This is a genomic window from Sphingobacterium sp. DR205 (genome assembly GCF_011064245.1).
Taxonomy (GTDB): Bacteria; Bacteroidota; Bacteroidia; order Sphingobacteriales; family Sphingobacteriaceae; genus Sphingobacterium; species Sphingobacterium athyrii.
In genome coordinates this window covers 4618678-4635156 of sequence record NZ_CP049333.1, presented here as the reverse complement: position 1 = coordinate 4635156, position 16479 = coordinate 4618678, and the positions used below count along the sequence as shown (strand labels likewise).

Here is a 16479-nt window from a genome sequence, read left to right as displayed (position 1 = left end):
AAAGCCATGATTAAGAAATTTAACAAAATAATAATTGCATCATTTGCATTGGCGCTACTAAGTTCTTGTAGTGATTTTTTGGACCGAAACTCACTGGTCGGTCTTTCGGAGGAGAGTTTTTGGAAGTCTGAGCAAGATGCTGTCATGGGGGTGAATACCCTTTACCATGCCAATAGGGAATTTACCAATAGTATCGTGATTTATGGGATGATGGATGATTTTACCGATATATCCTATCAGTCTTTTGCAACAGGATTGACAACGGGTGTTTTTCCTGCCAACGCAGGTTTTTACCTCACCTCCTGGGGGATCTTTTTTAAAGGAGTGTATCGTGCAAATACGGCCCTGAAGAATATTCCTGCTATCGCAATGAGTGACGCTATAAAAAAACGGAGTATTGGCGAAGCTAAGTTTTTCCGGGGGTATTTTTATTTTAAATTATGGGATTATTTCGGTGGAGTTCCTTTGTATGAAACTCCTATTAATGTGGATGAATCTTATGAGCCCCGGAATACAGAGAAAGAGGTGTACGAGTTTATTGTTAAAGACATGACCGAAGCTTATGAGACATTGCCGGATACTTATGATGCTTCAAATAAGGGGCGTGTGACCAAATGGGCTGCCCTCGCCATGCGGGGCAAAGCACATCTTTGGGCGAAGGAATATACAAAAGCTGCTGCTGATTTTAAGGAGCTGATGGATAACAGTGACCGCAAGTTGCTTGCTGATTTCCATACTTTGTTTCGGGTTGCCGGCAATAACAATAGTGAAGTGATCTTTGATGTGCAATATATTGCTGAACAGGGGCACGGTATAGCGACCGACCGTAATTACGGTAATGCCCGAGGTGCGACGACAGGGTCCCAAAGGACAAGACCCACGCCTCAGCTTGTCAATGCTTTTGATATGGAAGATGGAACGGCTTTTAATTTTGCGAATTATACCAATGCAAAAGGGCAGCCTTTTAACCCCAATAGTGCGGAGGATTGGAAAGACGAGGCTTCGGTGCGTAAGCTATTTGAAAAACGCGATCCGCGCTTGCAGCAGTCCATTGTTGTGCCGTGGTCAACTTTTGTGGGGAGAGGTGGCGTGACTTATCTCTACAAGTTTCCGGTAGCGAGCACCGACCCGAATGCCTATGTGCCCGTGTGGACAAATGGTAGCTATGCATGGCGCAAATTTGTGGAGACAGGTTCTGTTTATACGCTTCAGGATAATATGCCGCAAAACTTTCCGTTGATTCGCCTGGCGGATGTGCTTTTGATGTATGCTGAAGCAAAGAATGAAACCTTGGGTGCACCTGATCAAACGGTCTATGATGCAGTGAATGCGGTTCGTAAAAGAGTTAAAATGCCTGATCTGCCTTCTGGTTTGAGTAAGGAACTGATGCGTGAGAAGATACGTCACGAACGTATGGTAGAGCTGGCCGGTGAAGGGCAGCGGTATTCGGATATTCGACGATGGAAAATCGCAAAAGATGTCGTGGATAAAGTTTGGATGACAGATTTTAACGGGACGCAGATCAGGCAGCGGGGATTCCCGGATCATTATTATCTGTGGCCTATTCCGCAGGCAGAAAGGGATGTGAATCCAAATTTGACACAAAATCCAGGTTGGGAGTAAAAATACTTCCGGCTGTTGGCTAAATAGTTATATTGTATCATTGGTAATGAGTTGGATGAAAATATATTTTTCGTTGTTTTTGGTGTTGGTGTCAACGTCGGCCTCCCATGCGCAGCAAAAAGAGATTCTAGTTGATTTGAGTCGGGGTGACTTAAATAAAAAGACCGTCGTTTATGAAAAACCAAAAGGAAAAGGTGAGCGGGGGCTGGTGTTGAAAACCGTTCCCGTTTCAGGTTACCCTGATCGTTTGGCAGATATTGAAGTTGCGGTTAAGGTGCCGCAGGCAGGGTGGTATGTGCTGGAGTCAGATGCTCGGCCCCGGGATCTGGAGCGGTTAAAACAGGAGGATGAAACGGGCTTACTGACAAAAGTCGCCTATTTTCAGTTGGGTAGACAGCGGGTGACAAAACGTATCGTGTATGATAAACTGAAAGGTGGGCATCAGGAGCTTGGAAAATTTGAACTCCTGAATACAACGGAAAAATTAAAAATCTGGCTGCCTGCAAATTTAATGTTGCAGGGCTTACGCATCAGGCCCTATGTTCCGCCTGTGGCACCTTTAGAGGCTGCACATTATCAGCCTAAAATTACGCCGCCGCAAGAAAGGCCAAGGTTGTGGGTGAATAAAGAAAGCTTGCCTGTTGTCAGGGCGCGGCTTTTATCTGAAGAGAATGGTCCGGCATGGAATAAAGTGAAAGTCTCGGCTTTGGCTCCCTATACCTTTCCGACCAATGAACATCAGGAAATATTTTACAATGAAGGGCTAGAGCATATCATTGAGCAGAAAGCTTTTTACTACCTTATGACGCAGGATGAACGAGTTGGCAGGGAAGCTGTGGATCTGGTCTCGCGTTATTTGTCAGTTCTGGAATTTGGGAATGTAACACACGGTGATATTACCCGCGAATTGGGGCGTGCGATCTATACAGGGGCACTGGTCTATGATTGGTGTTATCCATTGATGGATGCCGGTGTTAAAAGTCAGATGCGGAAGGATTTTAAGCGATTGGTCATGGATATGGAGGTGGGCTGGCCGCCATTTTACGGACTGGAAAGTATTATTAACGGTCATGGTAACGAAGCGCAGATCTGCCGGGATATGCTGTCCTGGAGTTTGGCGGTATATGATGAAGATCCTGAGCCCTATAAATATGTTGCTTATAGTGTTCTGGAGCAGCTTGTGCCGATGCGTAAGTTCGAATATCAGTCCCCAAGGCACAACCAGGGGGTTGATTATGGTGGTTATCGCTTTGGCTGGGAAATGCATGCAGCCTGGTTGTATTACCGTATGTTGGGTTATCCCGTATTTGATGATAACATCAAGAATATGCCCTATTATTGGTTGTACATGCGTACGCCTGACGGTAAAATGCTGCGCGACGGTGATATGTTTAATGTGAAGTATAATTCCAGTGATGATTTTTATTGGAAAAATCCCCAGACAATGCTGCTGTGTTATGCCTATTCGGGAAATGCGATGATCAAGGCAGAGTTTTTGAAACAGGGTGGTTTGCCCGACAATCCGGTGTTGTTTCTGTTGTTAAATGATCCGAAGCTCAAAGCAGATTTCGATCGCTCAAAGCTGCCATTGACCAAAGATTTTGGATCGGTTTTGGGGGCTATGGTCGCCCGGACGGGATGGAGTGAGGAGAAAACAAGTAAGGAGGTTGTTGCTGAGATTAAAGGCGGCGGTTATCATTTTGGAAATCATCAACATGCGGATGCCGGTGCCTTGCAGATTTATCATCATGGTATTCAGGTGGGTGATCTGGGTTTATATCTTTCTTATGGATCACCTTATGACTTTAATTTTAATAAGCGCTCCGCGGCGCATAGTATGCTATTGGTTCGCGATCCTGCTGAACCGCTTTTATTCAGGACCAAAACTAATGATGGTGGGACACGCTTTAGTCAGCGTTTTCCGCGTACCGTAGCGGAAGTGCTCGGTGACTCCTGGTACCATACTGGGGAAATCAGGGCTTCGGCGTTTGGTGCGGATCCTATCCAACCTGCTTACAGTTACTTTAATGTGGACCTTACTGCTGCCTATTCGTCTAAAGTAAAGTCGTATGCAAAGAGTTTTCTGTTTTTGAATCTGAAACGGAAAGATGTGCCTGCTGCGATTGTGTTATTGGATGAATTGAAAACCAATAATAGCGAATTTCAGCCCTACTGGCAGATTAATACGCTGAATAAACCGGTCGTTAATGAAGCAGGGTTTGTTTTGAATAGTCAGTTTAAGAATGTGGGTGGAACGACTTATGTCGATATGTTTAAGCCTGCTGTGGTCGATCGGGAGGTGAAAGTTTATGCCGGTGATTCCACGGCTTTTGTATTTGGGGACCTGTATCAGGTGAAATCGCCCTGGCCTGAGGCGCGCGGGGCGCGGGTTTTGGTTAGTCCAAAAGCTAAAAGCACACAGGTGAGCTATGCGACGGTTTTTCAAATGGCGGAAAGTGCCGAAGCAAAATTACAGGTGAATTACGAGGAAAAGGAAGATTATTACTTGATTCGGATTGCAGACCGTATGCTCGTTATAGCCAAACCCGATCGGTATCTCGATAAAACGATTGAAATCGCTGTTCCTGCGGATCAAGAATACGAAGTGATTGTCGTGGGCCTGAAAGATGGTTTCTGGAATGTGAAAAATCCATCGAAAAATAGTAGCTTTAATATAAATATCCTCAAAGGGAATCATACGACCAGTTGGAAATCTAAGGCAGAACTATTCTATTTGTCACGGGGGAGACAGTATGGTGCCCGTGAGGGGACATTTTAGTAAAGGAATATATTGTTTAAATTTTTTAAATGATTTTGTATTCTTATTTTTGTAGAAAATTGTATACAATATGAAAGAGGATTCGCTTGCCAATAAGGTTTATTTGGAAGTCCGCAAGAAGATTTTATCAAGTCAGCTCGCTGGTGGGGCGCGGTTGGTCGAAAGCGCCTGGGCTGATAAGTTGGCTGTAAGCAGGGTAGCTGTTCGCGAAGCCTTTATGCGTTTGGCGGGAGAGAGTCTGGTGGAATTTGGTGAAAAAGGAGGTTGCTTTGTGAAAAAGATGACCGTCGAGGATGTGCGGGATATCCGTGAACTGCGTGAATTGCTTGAAGTCGGTGCTTTAAAGATTTTGTTTTCAAAAAAGAATAACGAACTGATTGATGATTTGGAATTGATCTGCAATGACTTTTCGGATATGGTGAGCAAAGGGTATTATGGTGGCGCCTGTGAGGCCGATGTACGCTTTCATGAACGAATTATCGAAGGTACTTGCAATTCCAGATTAATCGCTATTTATAAAAATAGCAATATTCCTTTATTTCACATGAAATTAGGGGCCATTCTTGGGCAGATGGAGGATTATCTGGACACCGAACAAGAGCATCGTGCAATTGTGGATGCATTAAAAGCGAATGATTGGAACAAGGCTTATGAGACTTTGGTGCATCACCTCGATCGAGGTGAGCAGGAAGCTTTGGAGCTTGTGTAAAGTCTCGCTGGAACATACGAAAGACAAGGGGATATAGACTATAATATCCCCTTTTTTATGTGATTCAGTTGGAGTAATTGACCCTTTTCTGCTTCTGTAATAATTAATCCCATCGCCCCGGATGGGTCTATCGCACAGTTGGTAGGGTTTTGTCCTGATGTTTGAATTTTTTCAGTGGCTGTACCGTATTGATCCAGTACTAAGATATGCGAAGAGCCATATATGGCAACAAATAAATTGCCTTCCTCATCAAATGCGATCCCATCGGGTCCGATCTGTCCACCTGCAAGTGCAAATTTTTCAATGGAATCCATTTGGCATGATAAGGCATTCCAGTTCATTTTCCAAATCCATTTACTGCCTGTTTCAGCAAGGTATAGTTTGCTGCTGTCGGGGGCAAAGGCTAGCCCGTTTGGATAGTACATGTTCTGATGGACTGCCTGAGCGGTGCCATCGGTCCGTAGGCAGCAGATGTAGCCCGTTCCATCTGTCAATTCGCTTCCCGGACAGGTAAATAACAGGTTTCCCTTGCTGTCAAAACATAAATCATTGGGCATTTTTAATACCCTGTTGTCCAGTTTATTAAGGCGGGTGTCGCAGCTGTTGTCGGTGGGATTATACCTACGTATGCTGTTTTGTAATGCATCGCAGAACCAGATTGTTCCGTCTGGCGCAACAGCAATTCCGTTGGGATGCCCGTCAACAGGTATGCGATCGTACTTGTTGTCCCGGTAACGAATCAGGTTGCCGGCATTTTTTTCTACCAGCCATATATTGCCTTGATGATCAAAGGCGGGGCCTTCTGGAAAATGTAGGTCGTCAATAAGTATGTTCATCTGAATTATTTTAAAATTTATTTTAAATGTATACAAAAATATTGTAATTTGGTATACATAAAACAGTATGTGTTTAAATACAAGATTGCTGTATCACGGATTAGATACGAAGCAGTCACCCCAATTATAAAAATAATAAAAGCAAAACTTTTAATAAGCATGCAAGAAAACGAAAGATCAGCCGCAATACTGCGCGAGAATGCAAAATGGATACCAGGAGGTGTGGTATCGTTGAACAGAAAGTCGGATCCCAATATCTGCTTCGTTAAGGGAAATGGTAGCCATGTGGAGGATATCGACGGAAATAGTTATATCGATTATCAGGCTGGATTTGCCGCTTCCTTTCTTGGTCATAATGATCCAGATGTCAATGCTGCGGTATTGAAGACGCTTCAGGAACAACAGGTGCTGATGGGAGCAGGGCCCACTTTATTGGAAGGGGAGTTTGCGGAACTGTTTTGTGCATCGGTGCCCAATGCCGAGAGCGTGCAGATCACCACAACGGGATCCGAGGCCACTTATCATGCGATCCGGATCGCCCGAGCGGTAACAGGACGCGATCATATCATCGTCATGCAGGGCGGATACAATGGTTGGCATAATGATGTGGCCTGCAATGTAATCAGTCAAAAAGCTGATATCGGATCTTATCAAAGTCCTGGTGAATACCCATTTGACTCACTGAGTGCCGGGGTTCCCAAAAACCATAGTGATCTGGTACATATCATCAATTACAATGATCTGGATAGTGTTCGCTATGTGCTGCAGAAGTATTCGGTAGCCTGTATTTTATTGGAACCTATTTTACAGAATATTGGTATCGTAAAGCCGCAACCGGGATACTTGGAAGGACTTCGTAAGCTCGCAGATGAGCAGGGTTTCTTGTTGATCTTTGATGAGGTAAAGACCGGATTTAGACATGCTTTAGGTGGTTATCAATCCATTTGTGGTGTTCAGCCAGATCTTTCCACCTTTGGAAAGGCGGTAGCGAATGGTTATCCTTTGGGCGTGATAGCGGGAAAGAAAAAGTATATGGATTATTTTGTTGATCCAGATAAAGCCAAGCGGGTCATGATTGCGGGAACATTCAATGCTTTTCCGTTGACTACGGCTGCGGCAATTGCAACATTGAAGAAACTTTCTAGTCCTGAGCACCAAGTCTATAAGCATGTTGAACGTTTGGGCGCACGTTTGGAACAGGGATATCAGGAAATATTTCCTAAATTAGGCATACCATTTTTTGTCGCTCGTCAAGGCTCGGCCTTCTGTACTTACTTTATGGATCATGCGCCGCTTAATTTTCACGATATTCTGGATAATCATGATTTCGAACTGGATATCCGCTACCGCAAAAATCTCATAAAAGAAGGGATCTTTAATTTCCCGGCTGCAATTAAGCAGGGAAGCATTTCCTTTGCGCATACGGAAGATGATATTGACCGGACCTTAGAAGCGACAGCACGTGTAATAAAAACTTTGTAACCCTAACTATGAAAATAACCGCTATCGAAACCTTTGTATGCCATGCGCGCATGCGAAATTGGATTTTTGTTAAAATTGTAACCGATCAGCCCGGACTTTGGGGTTGGGGTGAGGCGACGTTGGAGTGGCATACACAAAGTGTCGTTGGTGCAATTAAAGATATATCTCAGCTGTTGGTCGGCGAGGATCCACGGCGCATTGAATATCTGTGGCAGATGATGTACCGTCAGCATTTTTGGCATGGGAACGGAATTGTCCGCGGAACGGCAATCAGTGGTATTGATATCGCCCTATGGGATATTTTAGGTAAAATTCATAACGTGCCCTGTCATGAATTGTGGGGTGGTCGTGTACGGGATTATATCCGTCTCTATTGTCATTTGGGTGGTGGCCGAATGGAAGATTTTTACGAAACAGCACCGGACGACGCTAAACGTTTTGGCGATCTTGCCTTGAAAGCTGTTGATGAGGGTTTTACGGCTTTTAAATCCATGGCTGTTCCGGAAACGATGTCCCTAGAAGGGCTTCGTCCGATTAAATATGCTGAAGCCTGTGTAAAGGCAATGCGCGATGCCGTAGGTGATGATATCGATATTATGGTAGATTGTCATGCACGTCCTAGCCCACGCATGGGCATGCAATTTGCCAAAGCGCTGGAACCTTATGGTCTGTACTTTTTTGAGGAGCCATGCTGGCCCGAAACCATGGAGGATATCGCCCTGATCCAACGGGCAGTGGCAACACCTATCGCTTCCGGCGAACGCCTGATCGGTGTGCATGCTTTTCGGGATATGCTTGAAAAACGTGCGGTAAGTGTTATTCAACCTGATATTACACATTGCGGTGGATTATCCGAAGCCCGTAAAATAGCTGCTTTGGCGGATGCTTATCGCGTGTCCATGGCGCCACATAATCCACAGGGACCTGTAAGCACAGCTGCCTCTATCGAGTTGGGCTTTGCAACACCTTCGTACATCATCTGTGAAAGTGTTCACAAAGATGTTGAATGGCGGCAAGATGTCGTCAGTGAAGGATTTACGGTGCAAGAAAAAGGCCGCATTGTCCTCCCCAATACACGTGCCGGTCTGGGTATTGAAATCAATGAAGAAGAAGTGAAAAAGCACCCGTTCCAGCAGGAAATTTTACAGCGTACATTTTACAAAGATGGCAGTGTTGGTGACTGGTAGATTTTAAGTAGATATGAGAGCAGAATATAAAAACAAAGTAGTTTTGATCAGTGGTGGACTTGGTGATATTGGCAGGGCAATAGCCGAGGCTTTTCTGACGTCGGAGGCAATTGTCTGTATTGCGGATCGTTTTGTGCCAGCGCTTGCGAAAGAACGGTGGCCTTTGCTCGATGAATCTCAGACCAACTTATTTTACGATCAGGTTGATGTCTCAGATGCTGATCAGGTAGAGGCTTGGGTTGATCGTATACAGCGGGAGCTCGGAACAATAGCGATCTGTATTGCCAATGCGGCCTGTGTCACGATTCAAAATTTTCGGGAGCTCAGCAATGCGGCATGGAAAAATGAAATGGCAGTCAATCTGGACGGTGCTTTTTTTCTGGCCAACGCCTGTGCGAAATCATTTGTTGCTACTGGTGTTCGCGGGAATATTGTCTTTTTGGGTAGTTGGGCAGGGCATGCCGTGCATCAGAACCTGCCCGCATACAGTGTTTCCAAAGCTGGCTTACGGATGCTTTGTCAAGCCATGGCGCTCGAATATGCTGTTGATGGAATCCGTGTCAACGAAATTGCACCCGGTTATGTCAACGCGGGGTTGAGTAAAGTGGTTTGGTCCAAGGATGCCGCGCTTCAAAAAAAGGCTGCCGCGGTAGTGCCGCTGGGGGATATCCTCGAAGCGGAGGAAATCGCCAAACAGGTGCTTTGGATATGCTCCGACAATTGTAGACAGATGACGGGGACAAGTATCGTACTGGATGGGGGACTCTCATTAATTAGACCTTAGATCATGGAACAAAAGGATCCAAGAAAAGAAACAACAGGTGGTTTACAGGCCAAAATTGGACTTGCCCAATGCGATATTACACCTACCTTAGGGATCTACTCACGCAATTGGGGGGCTGCTACTGCTGATCGGGCTGTTGGCGTGCACCAACCCTTGCTGATGCATTGTCTCTATATGGCGCCTGTTGATTCTCCTCCTGCCATTATATTGACAGCCGATCTGGGCTGGTGGAAAAATGCGGAAGACGAACGGACATTGCGTTTTGCATTGCTTGATCATTTCAATCTGACAGCATCACAGCTGGTCTTTACACTTTCACATACGCATGCTGGCCCCAGTATCTGTTCTACGGATATACATCAACCCGGAGGTGAGTTGATTCCACCGTATCTGGAATTCTTAAAAGCGCAGGCGATCAGCTGTATCCAGCAGGCAAAGGATGAATTGTTCGAAGGAAGTTTACATTGGAGTTATGGGGTATGTGATCTGGCCTGTAATCGGGATCTGGAACTTAATGGCAAATACCTCATCGGGTTTAATCCTGTAAAAGAAGCTGATCATACCTTATTGCTCGGACGTGTATACGATAACACCGAAAAATTGAAGGCGTTGATCTGCAATTATGCCTGTCATCCGACGAGCTTTGCCCACGAAAATGAACTGCTTTCTCCGGATTTTGTTGGTGAAATGCGGCATACGGTGGAAGCGGTCGTGAAAGTTCCCTGTTTGTTCCTACAGGGCGCATCAGGTGATCTGGCTCCCAAGCGTCAATATGTCAAAGATCCTGCTTTGGTCGAAGCCAATGGTCGACAGTTGGGCTATGCGGTGCTTGCAACGTTGGCTCAGGAGGATCATGCAGCTCAGCGTTGGGCGTTTGACAAAGCGTTAATTTCGGGAGCACCTTTAGCTTGTTGGAGTTTTCAGAAACAGGTGCTATCGACTGAATTTAAGCAACTTGTGCATACGGTTCAAGTACCCTACAAAAACTTACCGAGCCTTGAGTCTATTTTCGAGGAGTACGAAAGCTGTTCGGATCGGGTTATAAAAGACCGCCTTTGGCGAAAATACAATACCCGCAAAACCATTGCCGATCAGCGCGAAGCAAACATTCCGGTATGGCTCTGGAAAATGGGGGACGCGATTTTGGTGGCTCAGGCCAATGAAGCATACTCTTGTTACCAGTCAATTATACGGGCCGAATTTCCCAATCATACCATTGTCTTTATCAATATCGCCAATGGTTATGTGGGCTACCTCGCGCCAGCGCAGCTCTATGATAAAGATATCTATGCCGTATGGCAGAGTCCTTACGAACGGGGTAGCCTCGAGATACTTATTGAACAAACGAAATTAGGAATTCAAACATTACTGACCGATGAAACTAGATTGGATTGATGTCATTATTTTTGCGGTATACATAGTCGGTATCGTCGTATTGGGATTATATGCTTCGAAAAAAAGTTCTTCGTCCAAACGGGACTATTTTTTGGCTGGTGATAAGTTGCCCTGGTGGATGATCGGAGGGAGTATTATTGCCGCAAATATCAGTAGCCATCATCTTGTCGGCGCCATGGGAGCGGCCTACAGCCGTGGGTTTGTGGCCATCACTTTGGAATGGGGGGCCATATTGATCGGTTTTAATGCGCTGCTTTGGATATTTCTGCCTTTCTACATCCGCAATGGTTTTTATACAATTCCAGAATATCTTGAAAAAAGATATGGAAATGCCACACGGGTACTCTATGCAATCTTGATTTTATTTACCTATGTATTTGTGGAGATCGGTGCGGTGCTCTATCTGGGCGGACTCTCCTTACATGCTTTATTTGGTATTCCCATTTTGTATAGTATTTTCGGAATGGCGATTTTGACGGGCTTGTATACCGTGTTAGGAGGGCTGAAAGCCGTTATCTGGACTGAAATGGTGCAACTTGTTATTTTGGTGCTCGGCGGTATTGTCCTGACCTTCGCTACCATTAATGCGGCGGGCGGATTTCAATCCGTCGTGGAATCATCCAAAGACTGGAAGATGTTCTATCCGGCGTCTGATCCCGATTTTCCCTGGACAATGTATCTGGGAGGTTTGCTTTGTATCAGCGTATTCTATTGTGCGACCAATCAATTTATTGTTCAGCGTGTCTTGGCAGCAAAAAATGAATGGCATGGCCGTATGGGGGTTATTTTCGGTGATTACCTTAAATTTCTGGTGCCGCTGATCATAACCATCCCCGCTTTGGTAGCACCCAAATTTTTACCGCATTTGGATCAGCCGGATCTGTTATTTGCGACGCTCGTGGAAACACTGTTGCCTAAAGGGCTGATCGGGCTGGTCATGGCTGGTCTCATCTCTGCGATTATGTCCCATATTTCAGGCGCTATAAATTCGTGTACTACCATACTCACGGTGGATATTTACAGTCAATACATCAATAAAAACGCCTCTGATGATCAAGCGATCCGCTTTGGTAAACGTGCAGGAGTTGTCATCATTGTACTTGGTATTATGAGTGCTATCGTATTGATTAGTTATTCCGACAAACCTGTATTTCTCTACCTGATGAATCTGTATGGTTTATTTACACCGGGTATCGCTACCATGTTTCTGATGGGGGTCTTTTGGAAGCGGACTACGGCACAGGGCGCATTAACGGCTGGCTTATTGACCATTCCACTTTCGTTGCTTTTGGAGTATTTACTTCCTGACATGCCATTTTTTAACAGAACCGGCATTGTGTTCTGGACCTGTATGATCGCCTGTGTACTGGTCAGTCTATGTACACCGGCCGTTCCGGAAGCGCGTTTGAAAAATCTGATATTGACACGCGATTCGTTTCAGATGCCCGAAGGGGATCGAGCTTCTTACCGTGGCTTTCGGAATCCAACCCTCTGGTGGATCATTATTACAGTGATGGTGCTGTATTTTTATGTGCGCTATTTTTAACTTAACTTGTTGGACGATTCCTTATGAAAGTATCGTAATTGAAATATCTTTTTACCAATACATCGATGAAGAATGCTATGTTGAAAGAATTAGACGCTGAAATTGAAACTATTTTCCCGGAGATTGTTGCGATCCGCCGGCATATCCATCAGCACCCTGAGCTGTCTTTTCAGGAATATGAGACGAGTGTATATATCCAAGAGAAGTTGACCCGGCTCGATATTCCGTTTAAAGTTGTTGCCAATACAGGTGTGGTTGCCGTGCTTGAGGGCGAAAAGTCCTTAAGTGAGGATATCGTGGTTTTGAGAGCTGATATTGATGCATTACCTATTCACGAGCAGAATGATGTGCTATACAAGTCCACAAATGAAGGTGTTATGCACGCTTGTGGTCACGATTTTCATACGGCAAATCTATTGGGTGTCGCTACTGTTTTAAAGGGATATAAAACCGAGTTTTCAGGAAAAATTGTGCTCTTGTTTCAGCCTGGGGAAGAAAAGATTCCCGGAGGTGCGATCCAGATCTTGGAGTCTGGTATCTTGGAGTCTTTCGGTGGAAAGATTAAAGCGGTTTTGGGTTTGCACGTCAGTCCACGTGTACCTTTAGGGAAAATAGGCCTACGCCCGGGGCGGTTCATGGCTTCAAGCGATGAGTTTTATTTTACCATTAAAGGGCGTGGCGGTCATGCGGCCGAGCCACATCGTGCCGTTGACCCAATTATGATTGCCGCTCAGTTGCTGACCACTTTACAGCAGCTGGTTAGTCGTAAGGCAAACCCCGATATTCCATCTGTATTGACTTTTGGCCGTTTTATTGGTGATGGTGCAGCGAATGTCATTCCCGAAGAGGTCAAGTTGGCTGGTACCTTTCGTACCATGGATGAAACCTGGCGCAAGGAGGCGTTGGAGACTGTAGCGACAATTGCCCGGACATTGCCCGAGGCCTTGGGCGCGACAGCGGATGTGGAAGTGCGCCATGGGTATCCTGCATTGAACAATGATCCCCAATTGACCGGGCAAGTAAAAGATATCCTACAAAGAAGCATGGGAAATGAAGTCGTGCAAGATTTGGAAATCTGGATGGCAGCAGAAGATTTTGCTTATTACTCATACCGGTACCCCGCTTTATTTATGTTGGTGGGCACGAATAATGACAGCATCAATACCCAATATGGGCTTCATAATCCGCAGTTCAATCTTGATGAAAAGGCGTTTAAGACGGCGATTTCAGCGTTGGTGAATAGTGCTGTTTCCTTATTGAATGAGTCCAATGGATAGAAAACATTTCTTACTTTCTTTATTGCCGTTGGGGCTTTCTTTTCAAACAAAGGCAGATTTTTCTAAAGAAGGGTTCAAGCTGATATTACCAAAGCCGAAGAAGAAAAAAATCGGCATTATCGGTTTGGACAGTACGCATTCCATTGCTTTTACAAAAGCGATTAATACGGCCAGTGCCGATAGTTTATATGGGCAATTTTCGGTTGTTGCGGCTTATCCTTATGGTAGTAAAACGATCGCGCTTAGCGCGGAGCGTATTCCAAAGATCACGGCCGAAATTCAGCAATATGGCGTCTCGGTTGTTTCCAGTATTGCTCAGCTGCTCAAACAAGTGGATTATGTGTTTTTGGAGACGAACGATGGAAACCTGCATTTACAACAGGCTCTTGAGGTTCTCGGGGCTCGAAAACCCTTGTTTATCGATAAGCCTATAGCCAATTCGTATACCGATGCCCTAAAAATATTTGAAGCTGCCCGAAAATACGGTTGCCCTGTTTTTTCCTCCAGTTCATTACGTTACATTGTAGGCCTGCAGGAGCTTGATAAAAGTAAAGTTGTTGGAGCTGATGTCTATAGTCCGGCGGTCACGGATCCGTCGCACAAGGATCTGTATTGGTATGGAATTCATGCAGTGGAAATGTTGTTTGCCCTAATGGGGCCGGGCTGTATAACGGTGCGAACGGTACAGGAAAGGGGGACTTCCATGTACATTGGTCAATGGGATGATGGCCGGATTGCCTCGGTTCGTGGTATCCGGGAAGGGAAGGATGATTTTGGTGGTACCGTCTTTCTGAAAGATCAGATTGTTCATCTGGGACAATTTATGGGTTATGGTCCCCTGCTCGATCGTATACTTCCTTTTTTTCAAACAGGGGAAAGTCCTGTGGATGAGCGGGAAACTTTAGCAATTTGTGCTTTTATTGATGCTGCGGAACAGAGCAAATTGAATGGCGGCGCCCCCGTTAAACTGCAAAAGGTAGGCTAATTCGAAGCCGATGTCGTGTAAGGCTTGTTTAGTTGCTTGCTACTGTTGTCAAAAGATCGCTATTAAAAATCGATGCCGGTGAAATTACTGTTTCCTCCAAAGGGATCTGATTGCCGTAACGTTCTTTGAGTTTGCTTTTGACCTCGGCGCTACTGAGATCAAAATCTTTGAGTTTTTCCAGTTTGCCTACTTCAATTCCGGCCCCCCGCTGGTATATTTTCCAGATCAGTTCCGAACAATAAATTCTGTTATCCGACCATTCGAATGTAGCATCATAGTTTTTACCCAAAAATCCCTCACCGATCCCTTTCATTTTAGCTAAAACCTCAGCCGATAGTACTTTGTCTGCTTCTTTAAGTCGTTTGATGACATAATGTTCGTTTTTTCCTCGAGCGATCCAATCTGTCAAGCTGGTAACTGTTACGGGCTGAACAGCCTCTAGTACATATGGTTTTCCCTGTTCATGAAAAATTAACCCACAGTGGGAATAGGGCGAGTGAGTCGCTAGTTGTACAGCTTTACATTGGGGGGAGATCGAAGATTGAAAGATCATATCCCCATCTTTTAATTCCGGTAAAATTGAACGGTTTGAAACGTTTTTGCCAGTAGAAGCAGTTTCGGCTCTTGTTTCATTGATCCGGAAATAAGCCCGCCCGATCAAGAGGCCGCAAATTAACAATAGGACAAATACAGCTTTTTTTTTCATGGTTGTAATGCTTTAAGATAGCATGATTAAATCTCCAATGAGTGTTTATTCCAACAAGACGTAAAACGTACCGGCTTAATAGACGGATATACTTGCCCGATAATAATTTGATAACGTTATTTAAGCGATTATTAGTATGTTATGACTCCACATTTGTGCGCAGGAACAGGTTGTGCCGATTCAGTGCCATAGCAAGATAGCTGCTATCGTTTACCGGTAGATTATAATGTAAATAACCGTCTTCAATGATGGAATAACAACTGAGCGGCTGCTGTCTCCGTTGATCAGGAGAAGTCGCCAAGGCCTCCAGTGGTATTAAAAGTGTACTTAGACTGACGTGTAAACAGGAAATGTACGCTGAGGTTCTCAAGAACAATGCTCGAACGAAAGACAATTTATTCATCATCATATTGTGCGAAAATTGTGTTGATTTCATCTATAATTTTATAGGCATCTGATTCCAGTAGGTCTATTTCTGCTTGAATGGCAGGTGTAATCGGCGATTGCATCAATTTTTGATACACCTGTATATCCAGTTCAATAACGCTGAGTTTGAGCTGAAGTAAATATTGTCCTTGCTGGGTTTGTAAACTTAATTGGCTGAGCGCCCGTTTCAATCCTTCCAGTTCGGCAATTGTTCTGCTGTGGTCATTTTCTCCCGCGAGACCATAATTGGGATATTTTTCACCTAATTGATTAAACGCATCAAGATATTCCTGTTCCGATAGGGAATGTATATTCATGTAAAGCAGATTATAGGCATATAAGGCTTCCTGATTTTCCTCACTGATCGGAACGTCCTGATAATCTTTGACCAGATCCGTGATATCCTGATATTCAATTTGTAAAATAGCTTCGATATCCTTATTGATTAAATCTGATGTGTTCATGTGCATATTTTATCCTCTTTGGCAGTCAACGATTGTGATCAATTCGCTTGACCGTTTGTCTCAAGGGCAAAGATCAGGTTTTCAATGAAAGATACTATCCCCATATTCAGCCAATTTATTACGACTTTCTTTATCTTTTTGTTTCTCTCACTTTCAAGCCATTCTGCGATAATTGAAGAATATTGTCATTCTACGTAAGGTATATCCTTATGTTTTAAATGAATTGGTAGTTTTATGGTTTTAAATTATTTGGTTGAAAATCAATTAATTATGTTTTGGT

General features: G+C 44.5%; 14 protein-coding genes. 10 read left to right on the top strand and 4 right to left on the bottom strand.

Annotation, left to right across the window (positions count from 1 at the left end; translation table 11 throughout):
* The first annotated feature begins 6 nt into the window (after positions 1-6).
* The 3 genes from G6053_RS20180 (at position 7) to G6053_RS20170 (ending at position 5111) form a co-directional block, all read left to right on the top strand.
* Positions 7-1623, top strand: coding sequence for a RagB/SusD family nutrient uptake outer membrane protein (locus G6053_RS20180; RefSeq protein ID WP_165308152.1), 1617 nt, complete (start codon positions 7-9; stop codon positions 1621-1623).
* Positions 1624-1678: 55 nt separating this feature from the next.
* Entirely contained in the window at positions 1679-4402 is a 2724-nt protein-coding gene (locus G6053_RS20175) for a hypothetical protein (RefSeq protein ID WP_165308151.1), read from the top strand.
* Positions 4403-4472: 70 nt separating this feature from the next.
* Entirely contained in the window at positions 4473-5111 is a 639-nt protein-coding gene (locus tag G6053_RS20170) for a GntR family transcriptional regulator (protein WP_108633149.1), read from the top strand.
* A 38-nt stretch (positions 5112-5149) separates the two neighbouring features.
* Here G6053_RS20170 and G6053_RS20165 read toward each other — a convergent pair whose 3' ends face one another.
* Positions 5150-5947, bottom strand: coding sequence for an SMP-30/gluconolactonase/LRE family protein (locus G6053_RS20165; RefSeq protein ID WP_165308149.1), 798 nt, complete (start codon positions 5945-5947; stop codon positions 5150-5152).
* Positions 5948-6106: 159 nt separating this feature from the next.
* Between G6053_RS20165 and G6053_RS20160 the strand changes: the two genes are divergently transcribed.
* From G6053_RS20160 to G6053_RS20130, 7 genes are all read left to right on the top strand, one after another.
* The gene (locus G6053_RS20160) at positions 6107-7429 is read left to right on the top strand and encodes an aspartate aminotransferase family protein (protein ID WP_165308148.1); all 1323 of its coding nucleotides are present in this window, start codon (positions 6107-6109) and stop codon (positions 7427-7429) included.
* Between the two features lie 8 nt (positions 7430-7437).
* Positions 7438-8616, top strand: a complete 1179-nt coding sequence (dgoD, locus tag G6053_RS20155; RefSeq protein ID WP_108633152.1) for a galactonate dehydratase — start codon at positions 7438-7440, stop codon at positions 8614-8616.
* A gap of 13 nt (positions 8617-8629) precedes the next feature.
* On the top strand, positions 8630-9400 hold the full coding sequence (locus G6053_RS20150) for an SDR family oxidoreductase (RefSeq protein WP_165308147.1): 771 nt from the start codon (positions 8630-8632) through the stop codon (positions 9398-9400).
* A 3-nt stretch (positions 9401-9403) separates the two neighbouring features.
* Positions 9404-10795 carry a hypothetical protein gene (locus G6053_RS20145; RefSeq protein ID WP_165308145.1) on the top strand — a complete coding sequence of 464 codons (1392 nt, stop codon included), beginning with the start codon at positions 9404-9406 and terminating at the stop codon, positions 10793-10795.
* Positions 10776-12341 carry a sodium/solute symporter gene (locus tag G6053_RS20140; RefSeq protein WP_108633155.1) on the top strand — a complete coding sequence of 522 codons (1566 nt, stop codon included), beginning with the start codon at positions 10776-10778 and terminating at the stop codon, positions 12339-12341. The genes G6053_RS20145 and G6053_RS20140 overlap by 20 nt, the downstream gene beginning before the upstream one ends.
* Positions 12342-12418: 77 nt before the next feature.
* A complete protein-coding gene (locus G6053_RS20135) occupies positions 12419-13618 on the top strand; it encodes an amidohydrolase (RefSeq protein WP_165309686.1) in 1200 nt (399 codons plus the stop codon).
* On the top strand, positions 13611-14603 hold the full coding sequence (locus G6053_RS20130) for a Gfo/Idh/MocA family oxidoreductase (RefSeq protein WP_165308144.1): 993 nt from the start codon (positions 13611-13613) through the stop codon (positions 14601-14603). Before G6053_RS20135 ends, G6053_RS20130 begins: the two co-directional genes overlap by 8 nt.
* A gap of 28 nt (positions 14604-14631) precedes the next feature.
* Here the strand turns inward: G6053_RS20130 and G6053_RS20125 are convergent, their stop codons facing one another.
* From G6053_RS20125 to G6053_RS20115, 3 genes are all read right to left on the bottom strand, one after another.
* Positions 14632-15309, bottom strand: a complete 678-nt coding sequence (locus tag G6053_RS20125) for a YiiX family permuted papain-like enzyme (RefSeq protein WP_108633157.1) — start codon at positions 15307-15309, stop codon at positions 14632-14634.
* Positions 15310-15448: 139 nt separating this feature from the next.
* Positions 15449-15718, bottom strand: a complete 270-nt coding sequence (locus G6053_RS20120) for a hypothetical protein (RefSeq protein WP_165308143.1) — start codon at positions 15716-15718, stop codon at positions 15449-15451.
* Positions 15705-16199, bottom strand: coding sequence for a hypothetical protein (locus G6053_RS20115; RefSeq protein WP_108633158.1), 495 nt, complete (start codon positions 16197-16199; stop codon positions 15705-15707). The genes G6053_RS20120 and G6053_RS20115 overlap by 14 nt, the downstream gene beginning before the upstream one ends.
* Positions 16200-16479 lie beyond the last annotated feature (280 nt).